The sequence below is a fragment of the Streptosporangium sp. NPDC002524 genome (genome assembly GCF_040295985.1).
Taxonomy (GTDB): domain Bacteria; phylum Actinomycetota; class Actinomycetes; order Streptosporangiales; family Streptosporangiaceae; genus Streptosporangium.
Genome location: NZ_JBEOWK010000031.1, coordinates 14,042 through 34,080, shown reverse-complemented (window position 1 = coordinate 34,080; position 20,039 = coordinate 14,042). Strand labels below are relative to the sequence as shown.

The window sequence follows — 20,039 nt, the reverse complement described above, 5'->3', positions numbered from 1 at the left end:
GGTGACCGGAGCGGCGCGAACACGACCCAATGCCCCACCTGCTCCATGGTCACCTCGGCGAAGGGCGACCGGGGCCGGGCGGGCACGGCACGCGGGCACGGCGAACGCGGGTTCCGTCCCCATGGTCGTTTCCCTCCTCGTCCTCACACCCCATGGATAGCCGGACGGGCTTGCGCGCCGCTGGTGTGCCACTGGTGGATCTCGCCGTACGGTGTCACCGCCGTCGTGACCCGCGCCGGGGCGGGACGGCCCGGGTCGCGGTCGGCGGCCGACCCGTAGCCGGGTTCTCAGCTGGTGGCGCCCCAGGTGAGGGAGAGGCCGGTGGCGGCGCGCTCGGTGCGGATCTCCATCATGCTGCCGAGGATGGTGGCGTGGTCGGACACCACGGGCGTGGCGTCGAGCGCGTAGGTGATCCGGGTGCTGACGAGCACCGGGCTGCCCTGCGGCTCGTGGAGGTGGCGGGCGGCGGCGGGGTCGAGCAGGCCGGGCCGGACCGCCTCGGACGCCCGCGCGACCGTCACCCCCGCGTCGGCGAGGGCCGTGTAGAGGGAGACGGCGGTGAAGTCGCGGTCGCGGAGCTGGTCGGCCACCGGGCGGCGGACCCAGGACACCTGGTGCACGGCGGGACGTCCCGCGAACTCGCGGACCCGCTCCAGCCGCAGGGCGGTGTCGCCGGGACGCAGCCGCAGCTCCGCGGCGATCCGGGCCGGGGCCCGGCGCACCGCCCGCCCGGCCACCGCGGTGCGCACGTCGTGACCCTGTTTACGCAGGTCGTCGACGAGGCTGCGGAGCGAGTCGAGCTGGTACGCCAGGTGGGGCGGGGCGACGAACGTGCCCTTGCCGGGCCGCTGCACGATCAGCCTCTCGTCGCTGAGCTCCCGCAACGCCTGGCGCAGCGTCATGAGGGTCACCCCGTAGGAGGCGCTCAGCTCCCGTTGCGGCGGCAGGGCCTCGCCGGGGGCGTAGTGTCCCGACCGGATCTTCGCGGCGAGGTCGGCGGCGATGGCGCGGTATCTCGCCTCGTGCCCGGCGTCGAGGGTCATCGTGGTCGGTCACACTCCTGGTCGAGGGCCTGGTCGAGGGCTTGGCGCAGGGTCGCGAGGAAGGCCCGCAGATCGTCCGGCCCGGCCCCGTCGAGCACCCGCCGCATGACCGCGGCGCCGACCACCACGCCGTCGGCGTGCCGGCGGGCCTCGCGTGCCTGGTCCGGGGTGGAGATGCCAAATCCTAGCAAGACCGGCCGGTCGGTGACGCGCCTGATCCGCCCGGTGAGTTCCGCCGCCGAGGCGGCGAGGGCGGCCCGCTCGCCGGTGGTGCCCATCAGCGAGACCGCGTAGACGAATCCGCGGCTGCGGGACGAGATCTCCGCCAGCCTCGGTGGCGGCGTCGCCGGCGAGGCCAGCAGGGTCAGCTCGATCCCGGCGTCGGCGGCCACGTCCGTCAGCTCGTCCGCCTCGCGCATCGGCAGGTCGGGCACGATCAGGCCGCCGACGCCGGCCCGGCGCAGCGCGGCGCAGAACACCTCGGGGCCGTCATGCAGCACCAGGTTGTAGTAGGTGCTGACGACCAGCGGCACGCCCAGGTCCGGCACGCCGGACAGGTCGGCGAGGATCCGGCGGGTGCTCGCCCCCCGGGCCAGTGCCGTCTCACCGGCCCGCTGGATGGTGACGCCGTCCAGCGTGGGGTCGGAGAAGGGCAGGCCGACCTCGATCCCGTCCGCCCCGGCGTCGGCGAACGCCCGCAGGTAGTCCGTCCAGCCGGGCGCGACGCCCCCGGTGACGTACGGCATGAGCAGGCCGCGGCCGGTGTCGCGGCGGGCACGCAGGTGGCGTTCGACCGCGCCCGCGGTCAGGGTCGGGTTCGTCACAGCAGCTCCTTCAGGGTCGAGACGTCCTTGTCGCCCCGGCCGGACAACGTCATCAGCACCGTCGATCCCGCGGCCAGGTCGCCGTCGCCGGCCGCGCGGATCACCCAGGCGAGGGCGTGCGCCGATTCGAGCGCCGGGACGATGCCCTCGGTGCGCGCCAGCCGTACCGCCGCGCCGACCGCCTCGTCGTCGGTCACCGTGACGTAGCGGGCCCGGCCCAGGTCGCGCAGGTGGGCGTGCTCCGGGCCGACCCCCGGGTAGTCGAGCCCGGCGGCGATGGAGCGCGCGGGGGTGATCTGCCCGTCGTCGTCCTGCAGGAACAGCGAGCGGCAGCCGTGCAGGACGCCGAGCCGGCCGCGGGACGCCCCGGCGCCGCCCTCCGCCTCGACACCGACCAGGCGCGCCGGGGTGTCGGCGAATCCGGCGAACGTGCCGGCCGCGTTGGAGCCGCCGCCGACGCACGTGACCACGTGGTCCGGTACGCCGGTCCGCAGCTCGACGGCGCACTGCCCGCGGGCCTCGTCGCCGATGACCCGCTGGAACTCCCTGACCATCCACGGGTACGGATCCGGCCCGACGACCGAGCCGACGCAGTAGTGGGAGTCGCCGGTCGCGCCCACCCAGTGCCGCATGGCCTCGCTGGTGGCGTCCTTGAGCGTACGGCTGCCCGTGGTCACCGGGACCACCTCGGCGCCCAGCATGCGCATCCGGAAGACGTTCAGCGCCTGCCGCTCGACGTCGCGCTCGCCCATGAACACCGTGGCCTCCAGGCCGAGCAGCGCGGCGGCGGTCGCGGTGGCCACCCCGTGCTGGCCCGCCCCCGTCTCGGCGATCAGCCTGCGCCGTCCCATCCGGGTGGCCAGCAGGGCCTGACCCAGCACGTTGTTGATCTTGTGGGATCCGGTGTGGGTGAGATCCTCGCGCTTGAGGTACAGCCGCACGCCCAGCGCCTCCGACAGCCGGTGGGCGGGGGTGAGCGGGGTCGGCCGCCCGGCGTGCACGGCGAGCAGCCGCGCCAGGGTGTTGCGGAACCCCGGATCCGCCCAGGCCTCCCGGAACGCCTCGTCCACCTCGCGGCACGCCTCCACCAGGGACTCCGGCGCGTACCGCCCGCCGTACTCGCCGAATCGGCCCCGTGTCCGGGGCTCGCCCATCGTCCCGTCCGGCGGGACTAACTCACGCCACGGCGACACGTCTTGCATGCCATTCTCCCATCGTTCTATAACTCTGCAAGGAGTTCTATAACAGTGAGTGTGGCATGGGGAGACGGGACGCGCCACCGCCGGTGCACGGCACGGCTGCGCGGAGGGGGTCGGGAGGGGCCGGGAGGGGGACCGGGGACGTCCGGCCGCCGTGCGGGGTGATGTGGCACGGAGTGATGTCGTGCGGGGTGACGGCGCACGGAGTGATGTCGTGCGAGGTGACGCCGCGCGGAGTGATGTCGCGCGAAGTGACGTCGTGCGGGGTGACGTGGCGCGGGTGCTTCACCGCCGGGTGCGGGCGGCCCGCCTCTCGCGCAGGAGTGCCGCGCTCCGCCGGCACCAGTCCCGGTTGCCCCGCTCGAAGGCGAGACCGCGCAGGCAGGTCAGGTAGGGGCCGACGCGGTCACCGTGGCGCAGGAACTCCTCCTCGCTCCTGTCGCCGCGCATCCGCCGCAGCAGCCCGCCGAACAGTTCGATCTTGGCATCGGCGAAGGCGGCCCGCTCCAGGAGCTGGGCGATCACCTCGTCGGTGTCGACGTGGTCGGCCGCCTGGACCTTGACGAGAAGGTCGTCGCGGATGAAGGAGGGCCTGCCCGCGGTCGCCACGAACCGTTCCAGCTCGGCCAGGCCGGTCTCGGTCACCTTGAACAGGCGCTTGTTGGGCCGGGTGTCCTGGACCACCTCCCGGCCGGCGACCAGCCCCTCCCTCTCCAGCTTGGCCAGCTCGGCGTACAGCTGCTGGGGGAGGGCGTGCCAGAAGTTCGCCACGCCCAGGTCGAACGCCTTGGCCAGCTGGTATCCGCTGAGCTCCTCGTCCAGCAGTGCCGCCAGCACGGCGTGCCGCAACCCCATCGAGCCGTCCCCTCCCTCTTTCCCGGCGAGTGCCCGCCATGGTAGTCAATAAAGTGACTAATCACTTTATTGACTACCGGGATGCAACCATGACCACCACAGACCGCTTCCGGGCCGCCGTCGAGCGTCGCGACCTCACCGCCCTGGGTGACCTGTTCACCGACGACATTCGCCTGTACAGCCCGGTGAAGTTCACCCCCTTCGAGGGCAGGCCCATGGTCCTGGGGCTCTTCGGTGTCCTGCTGCGCACCTTCGAGGACGACTTCCGCTACGTCGGGCACCTCGACGGCACCGCGCTGACCAGCGCCGACGACACCGAGGCCGCGTCGGCCGTCCTGCTGTTCCGGGCCACGGTACGCGGCAAACTGGTCCACGGCATGGACCTCCTCCAGTTCGACCAGGACGGCCTGATCAAGGAGTTCACCGTGATGGTCCGCCCGCAGTCCGCGGTCCAGGCCCTGGGGGAGGCGGTCCTCGCCGGTCTCGTCGCCGACGGTCTCGTCCCGGCCCCGGCCGACCGCTGAGGCGCCCGCCGTCGCCGGAAACGGGCGCGCCCCGGCCGGGTGCGGCGGCCCGTTCCCGCCGTACGCGGTCCGGTGGCACCCGCCGACGCGCCGGTCCTCGGTGACGTCGTGCTCCGGTGCGCCGGCTCAGCCGCAGTCGCCCCAGGACTTCCAGCGGGCCGTGGCGACGGCGGCACCGCGCCCGTCGTCCCAGATCGTGCCGGAGTACCTCACGCACCGGCCCTTGCCGTAGACCTTCAGCGGGCCCAGGTAGTACTTGACCTGCCGGCCCTCGTTCTTGCCGCCCCCGCTGGAGCTCGCCCCCCTCTTCTGCGTCGTGACCGTGGCGGAGACGAAGGTGGCGACGCCGAGGTTCCTGCTCTTGATCGTGGTGACGCAGGTGTGGCCGGTCCTGCGGTTGTACAGCAGGTGGACGTACCCGAACACGGCCCCGGAGGGGGTCCGCACGGCCTGCTTGCCCTGGGCGACCCGGGCGAAGCCGGAACCGCACACCCGCTCCGGGCCGGGAGCGGGGGCGGCGGCCGCGTGCGCGGGGCCGACGACGATCCCCCCGAACGACAGTGCCGCGGTGAGGAGGATCGTCTTCGTGGACCCGCGCATTCGGCCATCCCTTCTCGGGCCGTCTCCCGTCTTCAGGGGGACCGGCGGTTGATCATTCTGCCGAAGGATCTGACATGAAATGCCATTAATGGTCAAATAGGGTCAGCGCACCAGGCCCGGCACCACGTTCCTCCCGCCCTCGCGGAGCGTGAACAGCTCCCTGCTCCCGCCCGTCCGCACGTCCACCGCGTAGACCGTCGACGCGGGCCCGTCCGGCTTCTCCGGGGCGGCCAGTGCGGTCACCTCCGCGGGATTCAGCCAGCCGCCGAGCCTCGACAGGTGGAGCCCCTCCGCGATGCCGGACACCGGGAGACGGGTCTCCCCGCCTCCCCGCAGCGCGTCGAAGACGACGATCGAGCCGCCCTGCCGCGTCGTCGGCTGTCGGCCCCGATCGCCGGGGGCGACCCGCCCCAGCCGGGCGAGCGTCCGCCCGTCGGGCGCGAGGGCGCTGTAGTCGTACGTGAAGTCCCGGATGGTGATCGGCTCGTGGCCGAGCACCCACACCTGGCTGGTCCTGTCGTACGGCTTGGCGAGCACGACGGGCCCGGACCCGTCCGAGACGCTCACCGGCCACCACCCGCGCTTGAGGTCGGTCACCGTTCCCCGTTCCAGGTCCACCAGCTTGTTCGGCTCTCGCCGCCCGCCCCACCCCGACACGACGAACCGCAGCCCGCCGGGGGACAGCCGCAGGGCGTACTCGACCGCGAAGTCCTCCGCGGGCTGCTTCAGCGGCGCCTTCCAGATCCTGCCGCTCGCCAGGTCGCGCACCACGATCCCGCGGTGCTTCGAGCTGTAGTAGGCGATCCTGCGGCCGTCCGCCGTGACCTCCAGCGGCCCCTTCTCGTACGCCTCGTCCAGCTCGTAGGTGTCGCCCCCGCCGGTCACGATCCGCCAGGCGCGCTCGGCGCACGACTCCTCAAGGGCCGGGCACCGCTGCAGGTAGGCCTGCTCGACCGGCCCGGCCCCCCTGGCGGGCAGCGGAGGCACCGCCGTCTCCGGCGGGGTGAGCACGACCGGGGGCGCCGGGCGTACCTGCTGGAGCAGCGTGACGCCACCGCCCGCGACCAGGCAGGTCACGGCGGCGGCCGTCACGGCCAGGCGGGTCGCGCGCCTCCTGCGCGCGCCCCGCACGGCCCGGTCCGCCAGGTCGACGGCGGGCGCCCGCTCGGCCAGCGCCTGCAGATCCTCACGCAGGATGTTCATCGGTACACCTCCTGGGGGGTGAGCGCGCGCAGTTTCGACAGCGCGTAGTTCGTCTGGCTCTTGACCGTGCCGATCGAGACGCCCATGAGCCGCGCGGTCTCGTGCTCGGAGCGGTCCTCGTAGAAGCGCAGCACGATCACCGCCCGCTGCTTCGGGGTGAGCAGGGCCAGCGCCTGGAGCAGGGCCAGACGGCGTACGGTCGCCTCGTCGTGCGGCTGCCCGGGCTCGGCGGGCTCCGGCAGTTCGGCGCCGGGCAGCTCGACGTGCCTGCGCCGGCGCCAGGAGATGCTCTGGTTCACCAGTGCCCTGCGGGCGTACGCCTCGGGGTTGCCGCCCTTGGCGAGCTTGCCCCAGTGGGAGGCGACACGGGTGAGGACCGTCTGTAACAGGTCCTCGGCGAGATGGGCGTTCCCGGTGAGCAGGTACGCCGTCCGCATCAGCGATTGCTGGCGAGCGCGTACGAACTCATGGAACCCCTCGTAACGGTCCATGTATCGAAACAACTCCGCCGGGAGGCTCCAGGTTGGAATCGGGCAGATCTCCCTCGCCGGCCCCTCGGCCGGCGCGTCCTCATCCGCCCGAGCCGGCTCCCGCGCTCGCTCGCGGTGGCACCCGGTCGCCGTGCTCGATGGCGGCGACCGCGACGGCCTCCTTACCGTCGGGAAAGAAGTGGTAGACCGACCCCATAGTGGCCTTCGCCTCCTTGGCGATCTGTTTGATGCCCGTGCCGACGTATCCCTGGCGCTGCAGAAGGCGTGAGGCGGCGATGACGATCCGATCCCGGGTGCTGGTCTGGTCCTTCGTACCGGACAAGGGGCCGGTGGGTGGTGCTCGGGCCCGGCCGGGTACGCCGTGCCGGGTCCGGAGCGCGAGGACCACCCGCGGGCACAGATCGCGCACCGATTAGGTTTGCGCGCCGTGCCCGTCTGTACGTGTGAGATCGACTCACGAGAGGCTGACACGATGCGGAAACTGATCTTCGGAATGAGCCTGAGCCTGGACGGCTACATCGCCGCGCCCGGCGACGACCTCGGCTGGAGTGTACCGAGCGACGAGCTGTTCCAGTGGTGGTCCGACCGGGTGGGGGCGACCGACCTGGCGCTGTACGGGCGCAAACTGTGGGAGGGGATGAGCTCCCACTGGCCGACCGCCGACCAGAAGCCCGGCGCCACCCCGGCTGAGATCGAGTACGCCCGCCGCTGGCGGGACATGCCGAAGGTGGTGTTCTCCTCGACGATCACCACGGTCGACTGGAACGCCCGCCTGGTCACCGGCGACGCGGTCGCCGAGATCACCCGGCTCAAGGCCGAAGACGGCGGCCCCATGGACATCGTCGGCGCCACACTTGCCGCAACGGCCATGCGGGCCGGGCTGATCGACGAGTACCTGCTGGTCACCCACCCGGTCCTGCTGGGCAGCGGCGCGCCGTTCTTCACGACCCTGGACAGCTGGGTGAACCTGAACCTGGTGGAGACGCGGATGTTTCCCGGCGGCGTGCTGCTGACCCGGTACGAGACGAGGCGATGAGCAGATGAGCAGATGAGCACGGGCCAGACGCCCGGCCCGTGAAACCAGGCCCTCGGCTCGTGAAGCCCGGTCCTGGGCTCGTGAGGCCGGGTCGAGATCCTTCCTGGCGTGCTCACCGTGCCCCTTGGCCATGAGGGAACCTTCCCCGGGCCCCCGGGCCCTTCCCCGGGCCCTTTCCCTGGGCCCTTCCCCGGGGCCTTCCTCGCGTTCCGAGTGAGCTGTTGACCGACTTGCCGGAGACGAGGGACGAGGGACGAGGGCGTCGTCGATCGTGACGATGTTGTTCGGGCATGAAGACGCCCCGCCGGCGATGCCGGCGGGGCGGTGGGGTTCGCGTTGCCGCGTCGGTGTTCGGCTGCTCGGGGCGCTCATTCCGCGGTGACGTCGGTGACGTCGGTGATGGCGATGACGGCGGTGACGGCGGTGACGGTGGTGACGGCGGCCCGCGCGCCGGACTCGTCGACGACGGGGACTCGTCCGATCACAGTGTCGGGGGCAGGCCCAGCCATGGTTTGCCGGTGGCGTCGAATCCGGTGAGCTCGGCGATCTTCCCGTCGACGATGCGCAGGACCGCGATGGTGTACAGCCGGTACTCCGGGTCGTCGGGGGTGCGGAGGTACAGCGCGGCGGCGGGCATGCGGTTGAGCGTCGTGGTGACACAGCGCCAGTCGTCGTGGCCGCGCTGGAAGAGCCCGCCGGAGACCCAGCCCTCCACCGCGTCCTTGGCCGTGACGACCGAGGTCCCCCGCTCGGGCAGCATCACGAAGCGCAGGTCGTCGCGCAGCAGGGACGTCAGCCCGTCGAGGTCGTTGCGCTCATGGGCGTCGATGTACGACCTCACCACGCCGCGCTCGTCATCCGTCAGCTCGTGGGTGGCGGGGCTCCGCCAGTCGAGGCGGCGGCCGGGCAGCTGCTCGCGCATCGTCACCCGGGCCCGCTGCAGTGCGCTGGTCACCGATGCGACGGTCATCTCGAGGGCGTCGGCGGCCTTCGAGGCGGGCCAGCCGAGGACGTCGCGCAGGATGAACGCCGCCCGCTGCCGCGGCGGCAGGTGCTGGACGGCGACGACGAACGCCAGCTCGATCGTCTCCCGCGCCACCACCGATTCCTGCGGGTCCTCGGGGAGCATCCGGTCGGGGTAGGGCTGCAGGTACAGCACCTCGGAGCCGGGGTCCGGCAGCTCGGACGGCACGGGTGTGCGGTCGTTGCGCTTGTCCAGGAAGTCGAGACAGGCGTTCGTCGCGATCCGGTACAGCCAGGTCCGCAGGGCCGCGTGGCCCTTGAACGACTCCCGCTTGTTCCACGCCCGCAGGAACGTCTCCTGCGTCATGTCCTGGGCGTCCTCGTAGTTCGCGAGCATCCGGTAGCAGTGCACCTGCAGCTCACGCCGGTGGCGCTCGGTCAGGAGCGCGAACCGCGCGGTGTCCTCCGCGCGGACCGCCGCGAGGAACGCGGCCTCGTCGGCGCCCAGCGGTCTAACGTCGGTCATGGTCGTCAATCCTTCCACCGGTACGAGGGCCAACAGAACTGACGACGTGGCGGAGGATTTCTGATCGGTGAAGCCGCTGCCACCGGGCCGTTCGCCAGGCCGGACGGCCCGGGGCCGATCCGGGGAACGTGCTCCGGCTCGGTTCGCGGGAAATCCGGGCCTTCTCGGCCCGTGAGGACCATCGGCTGTGAATCCGGCACCGAGCGACGTCGGTCCCGGAAACGCTCCTTTGCGGGACGGCTTGAAAAGATCACCAGTAGGAGCCGTTCGCCCCGGACGGCGAATCTCGAAACCCGTCGAATCTCGAAACCCGTCCCGGAACCGATCTGCCGGGCCCGTGATCGCGGGACGTTTTCGGGACCAACGCCCCAACATCTCGGGCGCGGGCCGCTCCACCCTCTACCGCCCCCGGCCAGGGTGATTACGGCTCAGCGCCGGATCCACTTGCCAGTGGCCTCCGAAGGCCGTTGCGCCGCCCGAACATCCGCGGAAGGAGCGTGCCCGAGCGCCGCGCGACAGGCGTGTCACTATCCTCGCGGATATTGGCATTGCCGCCACTGGAGTGTGTGGATCGTGCGCGCGACATTGAGAGAGAACCGCCCGTCCCGGCGCGTCGCACCCAGAACCACGATGAGGAACACCGATATGACTGATCCGATGAAGGCCGTTGTGCTCGCCCGTTTCGGAGGGGCCGATGCCTTCGAGCTGCGCGACGTCTCCGTACCGCACGTCGAACCCCGCCAGGTACGAGTGCGCGTCCACGCGACCGCCGTCAACCCGCTCGACTATCAGATCCGTCGCGGAGACTACGCGGATCATGTGCCGCTCCCGGCGATCATCGGGCACGACATCTCCGGCGTGATCGAGGAAGTCGGATCCCACGTGACCGAGTTCCGCGCCGGCGATGCGGTGTACTACACGCCCCGGATCTTCGGCGGCCCCGGCTCCTACGCCGAGCAGCACGTCGCCGACGTCGACCTCGTCGGCCGGAAGCCGGAGAACCTCAGTCACCTGGAGGCGGCGAGCCTGACTCTCGTCGGCGGGACGGTCTGGGAGGCGCTGGTGACGCGAGCTCAGCTCACCGTGGGGGAGACGATCCTCATCCACGGAGGCGCGGGCGGTGTCGGCACGATCGCGATCCAGATCGCGAAGGCGATCGGCGCACGAGTGATCACCACCGCGAAAGCCGGCGACCATGAGTTCGTGCGCTCTCTCGGAGCGGATGCGGCGATCGACTTCACTTCGACGGACTACGTCGATGCCGTGGCCGAGATGACGCGAGGCAAGGGGGTCGATGTCGTCTTCGACACGATCGGTGGCGACACGCTCACACGAAGCCCGCTAACGCTCGCCGACTTCGGACGCGTCGTCAGCATCGTCGACATCGCGCAGCCGCAGAACCTCATCGAGGCGTGGGACAGGAACGCCGCCTATCACTTCGTCTTCACCCGGCAGAACCGAGGAAAGCTGGACGCGCTCACCACGCTGGTCGAGCGCGGTCTCGTGAGGCCGGTCGTCGGCGCGACTCTTCCGCTCGCTCGAATGGGCGAGGCTCACGAACTCCTGGAGAACAGGCGGTCGTATGCGCTTCGCGGCAAGGTCGCGATCGATGTGGCGGGCGAAACCGTTGCGCTTCCCCCTCGCATCTCGTAGCGGAACGCTCCAGGCACCCGGGCGATGATCGCGGTGGTCAGCTCCGCCCGGAGAAGGTGGCGCGGTACTCCGAGGGGGACACATCCAGGAGCCGGCGGAAATGCAGCCGGAGGTTCGATCCGGTTCCCAGGCCGACCTGGTCCGCGATGCGGTCGATCGACAGCCTCGTGCTTTCCAGGAGTTCGCGGGCGGTGTCGACCCGCGCCCGCAGGATCCACTGCAGCGGGGTGCTGCCGGTCTCCTCGGCGAAGCGGCGCAGGAACGTGCGGGGCGACATCCGCGCGTGTGCGGCGAGTCCGGCGATCGTGAGCCGCTGGTCGAGCCGCGTCATGGCCCATTCGCGCGTCGCGGCGAGGGTTTCGCCATGGGCTGCCGAGCTGGTCTTCGGCAGGTACTGGGCCTGACCCCCGGCCCGGTAGGGCGCGGTGACGAGTCCTCGTGCGATCTCGTTCGCCGCGCTCACGCCGAGGTCGCGCCGAACGATGTGCAGGCACAGGTCGAGACCGGCGGCGGCCCCCGCCGAGGTGAGGATGGATCCCTCGTCGACGAAGAGCACGTTCGGCTCGACCGTGATCTGCGGATGCCGCTGCGCGAGCTTCTCCGCCGCATCCCAGTGCGTCGTCGCCCGCAGGCCGTCGAGCAGGCCGGCATCCGCGAGGGCGAATGCGCCGTAGCAGATCGACGCGATGCGTGCCCCGCAGGACGCGGCGCTCCGGAGCGCTTCGCGCACCTGCGCCGGTATCGGCCGACCAGCCGGAGCGTACCCCGGGACGACGATCGTGTCCGCGTCGGCCAGTGCGTCCAGGCCCCGCGGGACCGCGTAGCCGAAGCCCCCGTGGGACGGCACCGTTCCGGCGGTGACCCCGCAGGCCGACACCTCGTAGGGGAACCCCGACTCCGGATGGAACACCTCCGCCGGGATCCCGACGTCCAGCGGGAGCGCCCCGTCGAGTACGAGGACCACCACCCGATGCGGTCGCTGCATCACCCGACTCCGATCCGGTCGACGCGTGCCGACCGCGTCATCATCCTCGCATGTATGCGCATTACCGCCATCCGTGCGCATCCGCCTCGAGGACGGCGCCGCAGCGCGGGAGGGATGATGCGGCTCGGTTCGGTCGCTGACGACCCAGCCGACCTGGTCGCCGTACGCCGTGAGCCACGCGTCGAGCTCGACGAGGTGCGCTCGTATGTGGGAGTACGATGGCAAATCTGGAGACCCACGTTGAAGATCATCGCGTGGGTCCCACCGCCGGTCACCAGGCCCACCAGGCCCACCGGGCCCGGCCTGATTCAGGAAGGGGCGGACGTGTCCTGGAGCACCCGGGAGCTCGCCGAGCTCGCCGGCACCACGGTGAACACCGTCCGGCACTACCATCGGATCGGCCTCCTCGATGAGCCGGAGCGCCGGTACAACGGATACAAGCAGTACGGCGTCCGTGATCTGGTCTGCCTGCTGCGGATCCGGCGGCTCGTGGAGCTCGGGGTGCCGCTGTCTCGAATCGGCGCGGCCGGGTCAGACGGGGACGTCCCCGCGGAGGTGCTACGCCAAGTCGACGCCGATCTCTTGGCCGAGGTCGAGCGCCTGCGCAGGACCCGCTCCGACATCGCCGCCATTCTGCGCGGCGGCGCCCCGGCCGACGCGCCCGCGGGCTTCGAGTCCGTCGCGCTCCGCCTGTCCGCGTCCGACAGCTCGCTCATCCACGTCTTCACCCAGTTGTACGACGTCGACGCGCTGAAGGACCTACGACGCATGGTCGAGGCCGACACCGACCCCGTCAACGCCGACATGGACGCTCTACCGGCCGATGCCGACGAGGTGACCCGGCAGAACCTCGCCGAGAAGCTCGCACCGCTCCTCGTGCGGCACCTCATCGACTATCCCTGGCTGAGCGACCCGGCCGGGCACCTGTCCAAGAGCGAGCACGTCACCCAGCAGATCTTCGTCGATGCCGTGGTCGCCCTCTACAACACCGCGCAGGTCGACGTGCTCGGCCGGGCCAGCGTCCTCGCCCAGCGGCAACTGCGCCTCGCCCGCGGCTGAGGACGACAGCACGGGCCGGCCAGGGGGAGCCTGGCCGGAAAAGCATCGCCTGGTCGACGATCCCGTCGAGCTCGGCGCGGCCGAGGCCGTTGGCGGCGTGCACGCGGCCAGGCCGGTGAGACCGGAGCCCTCGTCCCCCTGCTCCCAGGACACCCGCATGGCGCGCTCGAGCGCCTCCTTGATCACACTCATGAGTGTGCGCCCAAGGCGACCCCGGGTGACCGAATGCCCACGACAGCCGCTCCGCCCCAGCGGTGCCGGAGGGGGGCGGGCGGTTACGGCCTTGCGACGTACGAGCTCCAGGAAGTGACCGTCACGGCGAGCACCAGGGTGTTGAACATGAACGCCATGACGCCGTGCGCCAGGACCTGGCGGCGCACCCGGCTCTGCGTGACGTTGACGTCCGTCGTGCCGAAGGTGGTGCCGATCGCGACCGAGAAGTACAGGAAATCGACGGTGTTCGGTTCCTCGTCCCCGGGGAAGTCCAGGCCGCCGTGCTCGGCGTACATCCGGAGGTAGCTCATGCCGAAGCCGGCCTGCAGCACCAGCCAGCAGGTGAGCACCGCGACGGCACACACGGCGAGCACCACCGGCAGCGGCGCGCCGAACTGCCGGGCCTGCGGGATCGCGACGGCGGTGGCCACCAACGCGGTCGCCGCGGCCGCCTGCGAGAACTGTTCCGGCGCGGCGACCAGCAGACGGTCGGCCATGCTCCGGCGGCGCTTGATCAGGACCATCGCCCGCGACTCACCCGGCGTGCGGCCGCGGAAGGCCAGCCAGGTGAGTACCAGATACGTCGCGGCGTAGAAATCCCAGGCGGCCAGCCATTTCACCACCACCTCGCCGGGGACGAGCAGGCCGAATACGATCGCCGGCACCGACAGGAGCTGTCGTGACGACTCGCGGGTCCACCAGTGCATCGTTCGCATCTCCCGGTTGAGCCTCAACAATCCGTTCACACGGCCGCCCGGCCTTCGCCGCACGTCCACGCGGATCAGTGAAAACCGTGTTCCGACAACATGGTCAACCCGCACATGCCGGGATCCGCCGAGTCCGACGCCGAGCCGCGTGTCCCACCGGCCGTTGTCTTGACCGTATTCCGGCAGCACAGGTTGGACTCGGGAGGACCTCCGCAGGCAGCGGCAGGAGGACGGGGAGAGCGGATGACCAAGCGCGCGGACCTCGTCGGCGAGACGTTCACGCTGTGGCCGGGGCACACCCCGGAACAGATCGCTCTCCGCTCTCCCGGATCACTTGGAACGACTTCGCAGGATCGCGATGACGGCCTTGACCGTCTCGGCGATCGGTGCGTCGTCCGAGGACGCGCCGGCACGCCGCGGTCCGGCCGGGAGGCGATGACGAGAGGGCGGCCGACGGCAGGGCGGCGCGCCGTCATGGTTCGTGCCGTCGGCTCGATCGCCATGCCGCTGCGCTCAGTTGGAGCAGGTGGGCATCTTGGCCGGCAGCTTGAGGTCGATGAGGTAGTCCGCGGCGATCTGGTCGACGCAGGTGTTCTTCCCGGAGGAGACGATCGTGTGCCCCTCGCCCTTGACGGTCAGCAGGGAGCTGCCGAGGGTGTCGGCGAGGCTGATGGCGCCCTTGTGCGGGGTGGTGGGGTCTCCGGTGATCGAGACGACGAGAGTGTCGGGCAGGCCTTCGACATTCTGCGCGTACGGGATGCCGAGGGTCGGCGGGGCCGGCCAGAACTCGCACCCGTCGCGGGCGCCCTCCGTGACATCACCGCCGGGATTCATGAAGGGGGCGATCTCGTAGGTCTTCGTGCGCAGCCGCGCGATGTCCTGCGGGGTGAGGCGTTGCTCGTCCATGCAGTTGATCGCGAACATCGCCTCGGTGATATTGCCGTTCACCAGGGTTTCGGCGTCGCCGCCCTCGGTGTCGGCCATCAGCTCCAGCAGCTTGTCGCCACGCCCCTGCCGCACCTCCGCGAGACCGCTCACGACGGCGGGCCACTTCTCCGGGGCGTACAGGCCCGCCATCACACCGCCGAGCGCCTTGTCGAAGTCGAGCTCCTGGCCGACGGCGGGAACGGGCTTGTCCCGCAGCGGCTGGACGATCGCCTGGAACCTCGACGTCCACGCCTTCGGGTCGGTCCCCAGCGGGCACTTCGCGTCCTTGGCGCAGGTGGCCGCCATCGCCTCGAAGGTCTGCTGGAAGCCCCCGTAGGCCGAGAGCCGCCGCTCGACCGTTCCCAGGCGGGGATCGAAGGCGCCGTCGAGGATCATCGCCCGCACCCGCCGCGGGAACTGCTCCGCGTACACCGTTCCCAGGCGGGTGCCGTAGCTCTGGCCGAGGAAGTTCAGCTTCTCCTCACCGAGCGCCGCCCGCAGCACGTCCATGTCCCGGGCGGTCGTGCGCGAACCCATCTGCGTGAGCGCCTTCACGCCCCCGGACCCGTCGGCGCAGCGCTTGAGCACCGCGCGGGTGTCCTCCTCCGTCAGCGCGGCGTTCGTGGGGAGCAACGGGAACACCTTGTCTCCACGGGTCGTGCCGTCCTCGGACCAGCAGTCGGCCGCGGGCTTGGTGGCGCCGACACCGCGCGGGTCGAAGCCGATCACGTCGAAGCTCTCGGTGATGCGGCTCTTCGCCAGCGCGCCGGCGACGGCCAGGGGGCCGAGGACACCGGAGCCGCCGGGACCGCCGGGGTTGAAGAGCAGTGAACCCCGCGACTCTCCGCGGGCGGCGACGCGCAGGACCGCGACGGACGTGGCGGCGCCCTGGGGGTCGTCGTAGTCGAGTGGCACTTTCAGCCACGCGCACTTGGCCGGGGCCTCTCCGAGGATCTCCGCCTCGCGCTCGCTGGTGGCGAAGTCGGCGCACCCCGCCCATTCCAGCTTCTGGGCGTGGTACCGCTCCAGCGTGGCGGTGGCGGACGCGCTCTTGGCGGGGGCCGCCCCCTCCTTCTCTCCGGGCCCGCAGGCCACGACCGAAGCCGCGCAGGCCAGCAGGCCGAGACTCGCGACACCGAATCGTCGAAGGGGCGGATGGCCCGCGTTGTTCGTCGTTCTGCTCACGTTGAGGTCTTCTCTCGAACACGTCGTGGAAGTATCGGATATGGATGGCCTGCGACGCCTCTTCGAACCCGACCGGCGAAACAGCAGGACGGCGAGCACGCCGCCGCCGAACGCCACGGGCAGGGCGGGATTGACGCCGTACGCGACAGCGAAGGGCGCGGCGCTCACGATGACCGTGATCCAGGCGCGACAGCGGGCGAGCTCTCGGCGGGTTCGACGACCGTCATGAACTCGGCTCCTCTTCCTGTCATCCCTTTGATGGCCGTCTGACAGGAAAAACCATGTTCTCGGAACAAGGTCAACGCCTCGCCCTCATGGTGAGCTCACGAACGGAGCCGGGGTGTCGGGTTGGGGCGGACCGGGCGCCCTGCCGTGATTACTCCCGGTGGGTTTCCCCGGGCCGCCCGCCGCACCCGGCATGCGCGTTTCCACGCGCCGGGCGCTCCACGCGCCTTGCCCGCTGGTCAGGTTCCTGCGGGTTCGGTGACTCGACGCCCAGCAGGTGCGACGCCGCTGCCGCACACCGACGGCCCGATGGAGTCCCGGCCGCGGGAGGGGCGTCCGGTTCGAGCTCCCTGCCGTCTTGAGGCGTGGGCGCGGACCGTCGGAGCACGCTCGGCACGGGACACGTCCACCGCCCGCGCCGGAGCCATCCGCCTCAGCGCACGGTGACGACCAGCTGGCCCGTCTCCCCCGGCCAACGCGCCGACCGGCTCACCACCCCGCGCTGGGCGGCCTTCCTTTCCCGGTGCCGTAATCCGGTCCGATCGCGCATGAGGAGAGGGTGAACGCCTTTCCGCGGATCAGATCCAGCCTTCCTCCCAGGCGCGGTGGGCGGCGGCGTGGCGGGAGCCGACGCCCAGTTTGGTCATGGCCGCCGACAGGTAGTTGCGCACCGTGCCGGGCGCGAGGTGCACCTGGGCGGCGATCTCCCCGATCGACGCCCCGCCACGGCAGGCACGCAGCACGTCGAGTTCCCGGTCGGTGAGCGGGCAGGGGCCTTCGGTCAGGGCGGACGCGGCGATGTCGGTGTCGATGTACCGCCGGCCCGCGGCGACGTCACGGATGATCTCGGCGAGCCGGGACGCCGACGTGGTCTTGGGCACGAAGCCGCTGACGCCGGCCGCCAGGGCGCGGCGCAGCACCCCCGGCCGCGCGTGCCGGGTGACCAGGACGACCCGGGCGCCGGGCAGCGCGGCCATGATCCGCGCGGCGGCGTGCAACCCGTCGGCGGGCGGCATCTCCAGGTCGAGCACCGCGATGTCGGGGCGGTGCTCGCGGGCCAGCCGTACCGCGTCGGTGGACGTGGCGGCCTCGGCGACCACGGTGAGGTCGGGTTCCAGTACGAGCAGCGCGGCCAGGGCGCTGCGCAGCAGGTCCTCGTCGTCGGCGATCAGCAGCCGGATCATCGCGCCTCCGCGCTCGCGTCGACCGGCAGGCAGGCGGTCACGACGAAGCTTCCGTGTTCGTGCTCCCAGGTCAGCTCGCCTCCGGCGGCTCGCAGCCGGCCGGCCAGGGTGCGCAGCCCGGTGCCCGCCCCCGAGCCGGGCGGGCCGGTCGTGCCGTCGTTGCGCACCCGCAACCGGGCCAGGCCGTCCGTGAGGCGGTAGTCGACCTCGGCGGCACGTGCCCGGCTGTGGCGCAGCACGTTGGTGGTGGCCTCGCGCACGACCAGGCCGAGCAGGTGCCGGCCGGCGTCGGGGAGCGGCCCGGTGCCCGCTGTGAGCTCAGTGGGCTCGACGTTCATCCGGACCCGGATGTCGGCCGCGGCGAGCACCCGGCCCGCGTTGGCCAGCTCCGCGTCCAGCGTCGTACGGCGGTAGCCCTGCACGAGGGCCCGCGTGTCCGAGAGCGCGTCGGTGGCGAGCCGCTGCACCTCCAGCATCTCCGTGGTCGCGCGGGCCGGGTCGGCCGCCGCCAGCCGCGCGGCCAGTTCGCTCTTGCGCGCGATCACCTGCAGGTGGTGGCCCTGGATGTCGTGCAGGTCGGCGGCGAAGCGCAGCCGTTCCCGGGTGACCGCCAGCTCCCCGTCCTGGCGGCGCGCCGCGTTCAGCCGTTCGGCGATGTCCCACGCCCACAGCGAGCCGAGCGTGATCCAGGCGCTGAACGCGACCAGTCCCGGCGGGAACAGCACCGCGCGCACCGGGTCGTCGCCTCCCGCGACCGCGCCCGGCACGGCCGCGGCGGCCATCGCCACGGCGATCAGTGTCCACCGGCGCGGCGGCGGCAGGAACGTCGCGACGACCGACACCGTCATCGCCGGGGCCAGGGCCCACAGCGCGTCGTCCCGTACGGCCAGCAGAACGCCGCCGAGCGTGGCCGCCCCGGCGGCACTCGCGGCCATCCACGCCACGGGCGGGCGGCCGGGGGGTTCGCCGGGCGCGGCGGGGCCGGACGCCAGCCGGCGGTGCAGCAGCACCGCGCAGCACACGGCCGTCACGGCCAGCGCGGCGCCGCCCGCGCCCCTGGCCCAGACCGGTACGCCGGAGGCCAGGAGCCCCGCGCCGACCACGGCGACCAGGAAGAACGCGGTGGTGCCCGTGAGGCTCCACCACGTGTAGCGGCGAAAACTCCGCAGTGCCGCCGTCCCGCCGTCGGTCCCGTGGTCGCGCACACAGTCATTGTGACAGCACGCCGCGCCGCGGGCCGGTCGCGATCTCCGCCGCGGACGATTCATGACAGTTGTCACGAGATCCAGTGACAAAGCCACACGCACACCTGCGGTTCCGGCACTACTGACGGCCGCCTCCAGCGGCCAGGCTGAGCGCGGAAGATACCCCGCCCCCGTAGGAAAGGAACCGCATGGACGCCCCGCCCGCGCACCACGACCGGTCACCCGTCACCCACCACCTCACCGAAAGGAACCCCATGTCGAGCGTGCCCCACGGACGCGGGCACCGGGTCCGCCGGTTGCTCGACCGCTGGCCCACGGCGCTGGCGCTGGCGCTTTCCGCGGTGACCTTCGGCGGCACCGGGTCGGACGAGGGGGTGGCGTCGTTCGCGTCGATCCTCCTGCTCCTGCCGTTGCTTTACCTGCTGGTCGCCAAGCTGGAGGCGCGCCGGGCGACGTGGCCGCTGCTCGTGGCCGGGATGGCCGGCGTCGTCGCGCTGCGCTGGCTGGACGTGATCGAACCGGCCGTCGTGTTCTCCGCCGTCGCGCTGATCGTCCTGCTCTGGAGCGTCGTGGACGGGCACATGTTCCGGTCCGGGACGTTCCGGGTGCAGGCGCTGGGGATGCTCGCCTTCGGCGCGCTCGGGCTGATCGGGCTGGCCGTGCATCCGGATCTGGGCCGCTACCTGGTGGCGGCCGGATGGTTCTTCCACGGCGTCTGGGACTTCGTCCACCTCCGGCGGGACAAGGTGGTGGCCCGGTCCTTCGCCGAATGGTGCGGCGTCATCGACGTCGTGATCGCCATCGAGCTGATCTTCGAGTGGTAGGCCGGAAGGACCTCAGTGGTAGGCCGGAAGGACCTCAGCCGCGGACGACGAGGTTTCCCGCCCCGATCTCGCCCGTGGGCGCGGTGCTCATGCACGGCGGCGGGGTCCCCGTGAAGCCCATGTCCCAGCTGGCGTTGAGCCGGTCGCGCCGGCCGTGGTCGTACACCGTGAATCCGACCTTGTTTCCGATCAGAACCGGTTCGTTCGAGGCGGTCACGGTGCCGCTGGCCACGGCGACCGGGCCACCGACCTGCAGGCAGGTGATCGTACCGGTCTGCCACACGTCGACGGCACCCTCGGTGTGCCTGATACGGAACGTGCCGGTCGCCTCCTTCTCCCTGTCCCGGACCGCGTGGGCGTCGAACGCGAAGTGCAGGCGGACCCCGGGCACCGTCTTCAGGTCGACGGCGCCGACCAGCGAGGTCTCGCGCGGTGCCGGCGCGTGGCCACCGGCGCGGGCCGGGGCGGCGGCGCCGAGCACCGCCAGTACGGCGAGTCCGGCCAGCGCGGCACCTCGTGCGCGGCGACGCGGCGTGGACGGTGTCGGATGGGTCATGAGGTCTCCTCTGCTCTGCCCGCCCCGGCCGGGCGGCGACACGTCGAGCATC

At 71.6% G+C, this 20,039-nt stretch carries 20 protein-coding genes; 5 read left to right on the top strand and 15 right to left on the bottom strand.

Annotated elements, in window-relative coordinates; genetic code table 11:
• Nucleotides 1-287: 287 nt before the first annotated feature.
• The 4 genes from ABT053_RS37090 to ABT053_RS37075 form a co-directional block, all read right to left on the bottom strand.
• On the bottom strand, nucleotides 288-1,043 hold the full coding sequence (locus ABT053_RS37090; protein WP_350975714.1) for a GntR family transcriptional regulator: 756 nt from the start codon (nucleotides 1,041-1,043) through the stop codon (nucleotides 288-290).
• Nucleotides 1,040-1,867: a tryptophan synthase subunit alpha gene (trpA, locus tag ABT053_RS37085; protein WP_350975713.1), complete on the bottom strand. Its 828-nt coding sequence runs from the start codon at nucleotides 1,865-1,867 to the stop codon at nucleotides 1,040-1,042. The genes ABT053_RS37090 and trpA overlap by 4 nt, the downstream gene beginning before the upstream one ends.
• On the bottom strand, nucleotides 1,864-3,069 hold the full coding sequence (gene trpB / locus ABT053_RS37080; RefSeq protein WP_350975711.1) for a tryptophan synthase subunit beta: 1,206 nt from the start codon (nucleotides 3,067-3,069) through the stop codon (nucleotides 1,864-1,866). Before trpB ends, trpA begins: the two co-directional genes overlap by 4 nt.
• Before the next feature lie 282 nt (nucleotides 3,070-3,351).
• Nucleotides 3,352-3,921 carry a PadR family transcriptional regulator gene (locus ABT053_RS37075; protein WP_350975709.1) on the bottom strand — a complete coding sequence of 190 codons (570 nt, stop codon included), beginning with the start codon at nucleotides 3,919-3,921 and terminating at the stop codon, nucleotides 3,352-3,354.
• An 89-nt stretch (nucleotides 3,922-4,010) separates the two neighbouring features.
• Between ABT053_RS37075 and ABT053_RS37070 the strand changes: the two genes are divergently transcribed.
• Nucleotides 4,011-4,445, top strand: a complete 435-nt coding sequence (locus ABT053_RS37070; protein ID WP_350975707.1) for a nuclear transport factor 2 family protein — start codon at nucleotides 4,011-4,013, stop codon at nucleotides 4,443-4,445.
• A 126-nt stretch (nucleotides 4,446-4,571) separates the two neighbouring features.
• Here the strand turns inward: ABT053_RS37070 and ABT053_RS37065 are convergent, their stop codons facing one another.
• The 4 genes from ABT053_RS37065 to ABT053_RS37050 form a co-directional block, all read right to left on the bottom strand.
• Entirely contained in the window at nucleotides 4,572-5,045 is a 474-nt protein-coding gene (locus tag ABT053_RS37065; protein WP_350975705.1) for a hypothetical protein, read from the bottom strand.
• 102 nt (nucleotides 5,046-5,147) lie between these two features.
• Nucleotides 5,148-6,248, bottom strand: a complete 1,101-nt coding sequence (locus tag ABT053_RS37060) for a hypothetical protein (RefSeq protein WP_350975704.1) — start codon at nucleotides 6,246-6,248, stop codon at nucleotides 5,148-5,150.
• The gene (locus tag ABT053_RS37055) at nucleotides 6,245-6,739 is read right to left on the bottom strand and encodes a SigE family RNA polymerase sigma factor (protein WP_350975702.1); all 495 of its coding nucleotides are present in this window, start codon (nucleotides 6,737-6,739) and stop codon (nucleotides 6,245-6,247) included. Before ABT053_RS37055 ends, ABT053_RS37060 begins: the two co-directional genes overlap by 4 nt.
• Before the next feature lie 79 nt (nucleotides 6,740-6,818).
• Nucleotides 6,819-7,061, bottom strand: coding sequence for a TetR/AcrR family transcriptional regulator (locus tag ABT053_RS37050; protein ID WP_350975700.1), 243 nt, complete (start codon nucleotides 7,059-7,061; stop codon nucleotides 6,819-6,821).
• A 150-nt stretch (nucleotides 7,062-7,211) separates the two neighbouring features.
• Between ABT053_RS37050 and ABT053_RS37045 the strand changes: the two genes are divergently transcribed.
• Nucleotides 7,212-7,775, top strand: a complete 564-nt coding sequence (locus tag ABT053_RS37045) for a dihydrofolate reductase family protein (RefSeq protein WP_350975699.1) — start codon at nucleotides 7,212-7,214, stop codon at nucleotides 7,773-7,775.
• Nucleotides 7,776-8,256: 481 nt separating this feature from the next.
• On the opposite strand, the gene ABT053_RS37040 is transcribed toward ABT053_RS37045, so the two are convergent.
• On the bottom strand, nucleotides 8,257-9,264 hold the full coding sequence (locus ABT053_RS37040) for an RNA polymerase subunit sigma-70 (protein ID WP_350975698.1): 1,008 nt from the start codon (nucleotides 9,262-9,264) through the stop codon (nucleotides 8,257-8,259).
• A 645-nt stretch (nucleotides 9,265-9,909) separates the two neighbouring features.
• Between ABT053_RS37040 and ABT053_RS37035 the strand changes: the two genes are divergently transcribed.
• Complete coding sequence (locus ABT053_RS37035; RefSeq protein WP_350975696.1) at nucleotides 9,910-10,917, top strand: zinc-dependent alcohol dehydrogenase family protein; 1,008 nt, start codon at nucleotides 9,910-9,912, stop codon at nucleotides 10,915-10,917.
• A 37-nt stretch (nucleotides 10,918-10,954) separates the two neighbouring features.
• Here the strand turns inward: ABT053_RS37035 and ABT053_RS37030 are convergent, their stop codons facing one another.
• The gene (locus tag ABT053_RS37030) at nucleotides 10,955-11,902 is read right to left on the bottom strand and encodes a GlxA family transcriptional regulator (protein WP_350975695.1); all 948 of its coding nucleotides are present in this window, start codon (nucleotides 11,900-11,902) and stop codon (nucleotides 10,955-10,957) included.
• A 324-nt stretch (nucleotides 11,903-12,226) separates the two neighbouring features.
• Here ABT053_RS37030 and ABT053_RS37025 point away from each other — a divergent pair, with 324 nt between their 5' ends.
• Complete coding sequence (locus tag ABT053_RS37025; RefSeq protein ID WP_350975694.1) at nucleotides 12,227-12,961, top strand: MerR family transcriptional regulator; 735 nt, start codon at nucleotides 12,227-12,229, stop codon at nucleotides 12,959-12,961.
• 275 nt (nucleotides 12,962-13,236) lie between these two features.
• On the opposite strand, the gene ABT053_RS37020 is transcribed toward ABT053_RS37025, so the two are convergent.
• The 4 genes from ABT053_RS37020 to ABT053_RS37005 all read right to left on the bottom strand — a co-directional run bounded on the left by ABT053_RS37020 (nucleotide 13,237) and on the right by ABT053_RS37005 (nucleotide 18,607).
• The gene (locus ABT053_RS37020; protein ID WP_350975692.1) at nucleotides 13,237-13,890 is read right to left on the bottom strand and encodes a DUF1345 domain-containing protein; all 654 of its coding nucleotides are present in this window, start codon (nucleotides 13,888-13,890) and stop codon (nucleotides 13,237-13,239) included.
• A 504-nt stretch (nucleotides 13,891-14,394) separates the two neighbouring features.
• Entirely contained in the window at nucleotides 14,395-15,993 is a 1,599-nt protein-coding gene (locus ABT053_RS37015) for an alpha/beta hydrolase (protein ID WP_350975691.1), read from the bottom strand.
• 803 nt (nucleotides 15,994-16,796) lie between these two features.
• Nucleotides 16,797-17,402, bottom strand: coding sequence for a response regulator transcription factor (locus tag ABT053_RS37010; protein ID WP_350975689.1), 606 nt, complete (start codon nucleotides 17,400-17,402; stop codon nucleotides 16,797-16,799).
• Nucleotides 17,399-18,607 carry a sensor histidine kinase gene (locus ABT053_RS37005; RefSeq protein WP_350975688.1) on the bottom strand — a complete coding sequence of 403 codons (1,209 nt, stop codon included), beginning with the start codon at nucleotides 18,605-18,607 and terminating at the stop codon, nucleotides 17,399-17,401. Before ABT053_RS37005 ends, ABT053_RS37010 begins: the two co-directional genes overlap by 4 nt.
• 188 nt (nucleotides 18,608-18,795) lie before the next feature.
• On the opposite strand from ABT053_RS37005, the gene ABT053_RS37000 reads away from it, so the two are divergent.
• Nucleotides 18,796-19,431, top strand: a complete 636-nt coding sequence (locus tag ABT053_RS37000) for a hypothetical protein (protein ID WP_350975687.1) — start codon at nucleotides 18,796-18,798, stop codon at nucleotides 19,429-19,431.
• Nucleotides 19,432-19,465: 34 nt separating this feature from the next.
• Here ABT053_RS37000 and ABT053_RS36995 read toward each other — a convergent pair whose 3' ends face one another.
• Nucleotides 19,466-19,987 carry a hypothetical protein gene (locus ABT053_RS36995; protein ID WP_350975686.1) on the bottom strand — a complete coding sequence of 174 codons (522 nt, stop codon included), beginning with the start codon at nucleotides 19,985-19,987 and terminating at the stop codon, nucleotides 19,466-19,468.
• Between the last annotated feature and the right edge of the window lie 52 nt (nucleotides 19,988-20,039).

Coding starts and splice junctions, on each gene's coding strand:
- ABT053_RS37090 (WP_350975714.1), bottom strand. CDS start 1,043: ATGACCCTCGACGCCGGGCACGAGGCGAGATACCGCGCCATCGCCGCC.
- trpB (WP_350975711.1), bottom strand. CDS start 3,069: ATGCAAGACGTGTCGCCGTGGCGTGAGTTAGTCCCGCCGGACGGGACG.
- ABT053_RS37075 (WP_350975709.1), bottom strand. CDS start 3,921: ATGGGGTTGCGGCACGCCGTGCTGGCGGCACTGCTGGACGAGGAGCTC.
- ABT053_RS37070 (WP_350975707.1), top strand. CDS start 4,011: ATGACCACCACAGACCGCTTCCGGGCCGCCGTCGAGCGTCGCGACCTC.
- ABT053_RS37065 (WP_350975705.1), bottom strand. CDS start 5,045: ATGCGCGGGTCCACGAAGACGATCCTCCTCACCGCGGCACTGTCGTTC.
- ABT053_RS37060 (WP_350975704.1), bottom strand. CDS start 6,248: ATGAACATCCTGCGTGAGGATCTGCAGGCGCTGGCCGAGCGGGCGCCC.
- ABT053_RS37055 (WP_350975702.1), bottom strand. CDS start 6,739: ATGGACCGTTACGAGGGGTTCCATGAGTTCGTACGCGCTCGCCAGCAA.
- ABT053_RS37045 (WP_350975699.1), top strand. CDS start 7,212: ATGCGGAAACTGATCTTCGGAATGAGCCTGAGCCTGGACGGCTACATC.
- ABT053_RS37040 (WP_350975698.1), bottom strand. CDS start 9,264: ATGACCGACGTTAGACCGCTGGGCGCCGACGAGGCCGCGTTCCTCGCG.
- ABT053_RS37035 (WP_350975696.1), top strand. CDS start 9,910: ATGACTGATCCGATGAAGGCCGTTGTGCTCGCCCGTTTCGGAGGGGCC.
- ABT053_RS37030 (WP_350975695.1), bottom strand. CDS start 11,902: ATGCAGCGACCGCATCGGGTGGTGGTCCTCGTACTCGACGGGGCGCTC.
- ABT053_RS37020 (WP_350975692.1), bottom strand. CDS start 13,890: ATGCGAACGATGCACTGGTGGACCCGCGAGTCGTCACGACAGCTCCTG.
- ABT053_RS37010 (WP_350975689.1), bottom strand. CDS start 17,402: ATGATCCGGCTGCTGATCGCCGACGACGAGGACCTGCTGCGCAGCGCC.
- ABT053_RS37000 (WP_350975687.1), top strand. CDS start 18,796: ATGGACGCCCCGCCCGCGCACCACGACCGGTCACCCGTCACCCACCAC.
- ABT053_RS36995 (WP_350975686.1), bottom strand. CDS start 19,987: ATGACCCATCCGACACCGTCCACGCCGCGTCGCCGCGCACGAGGTGCC.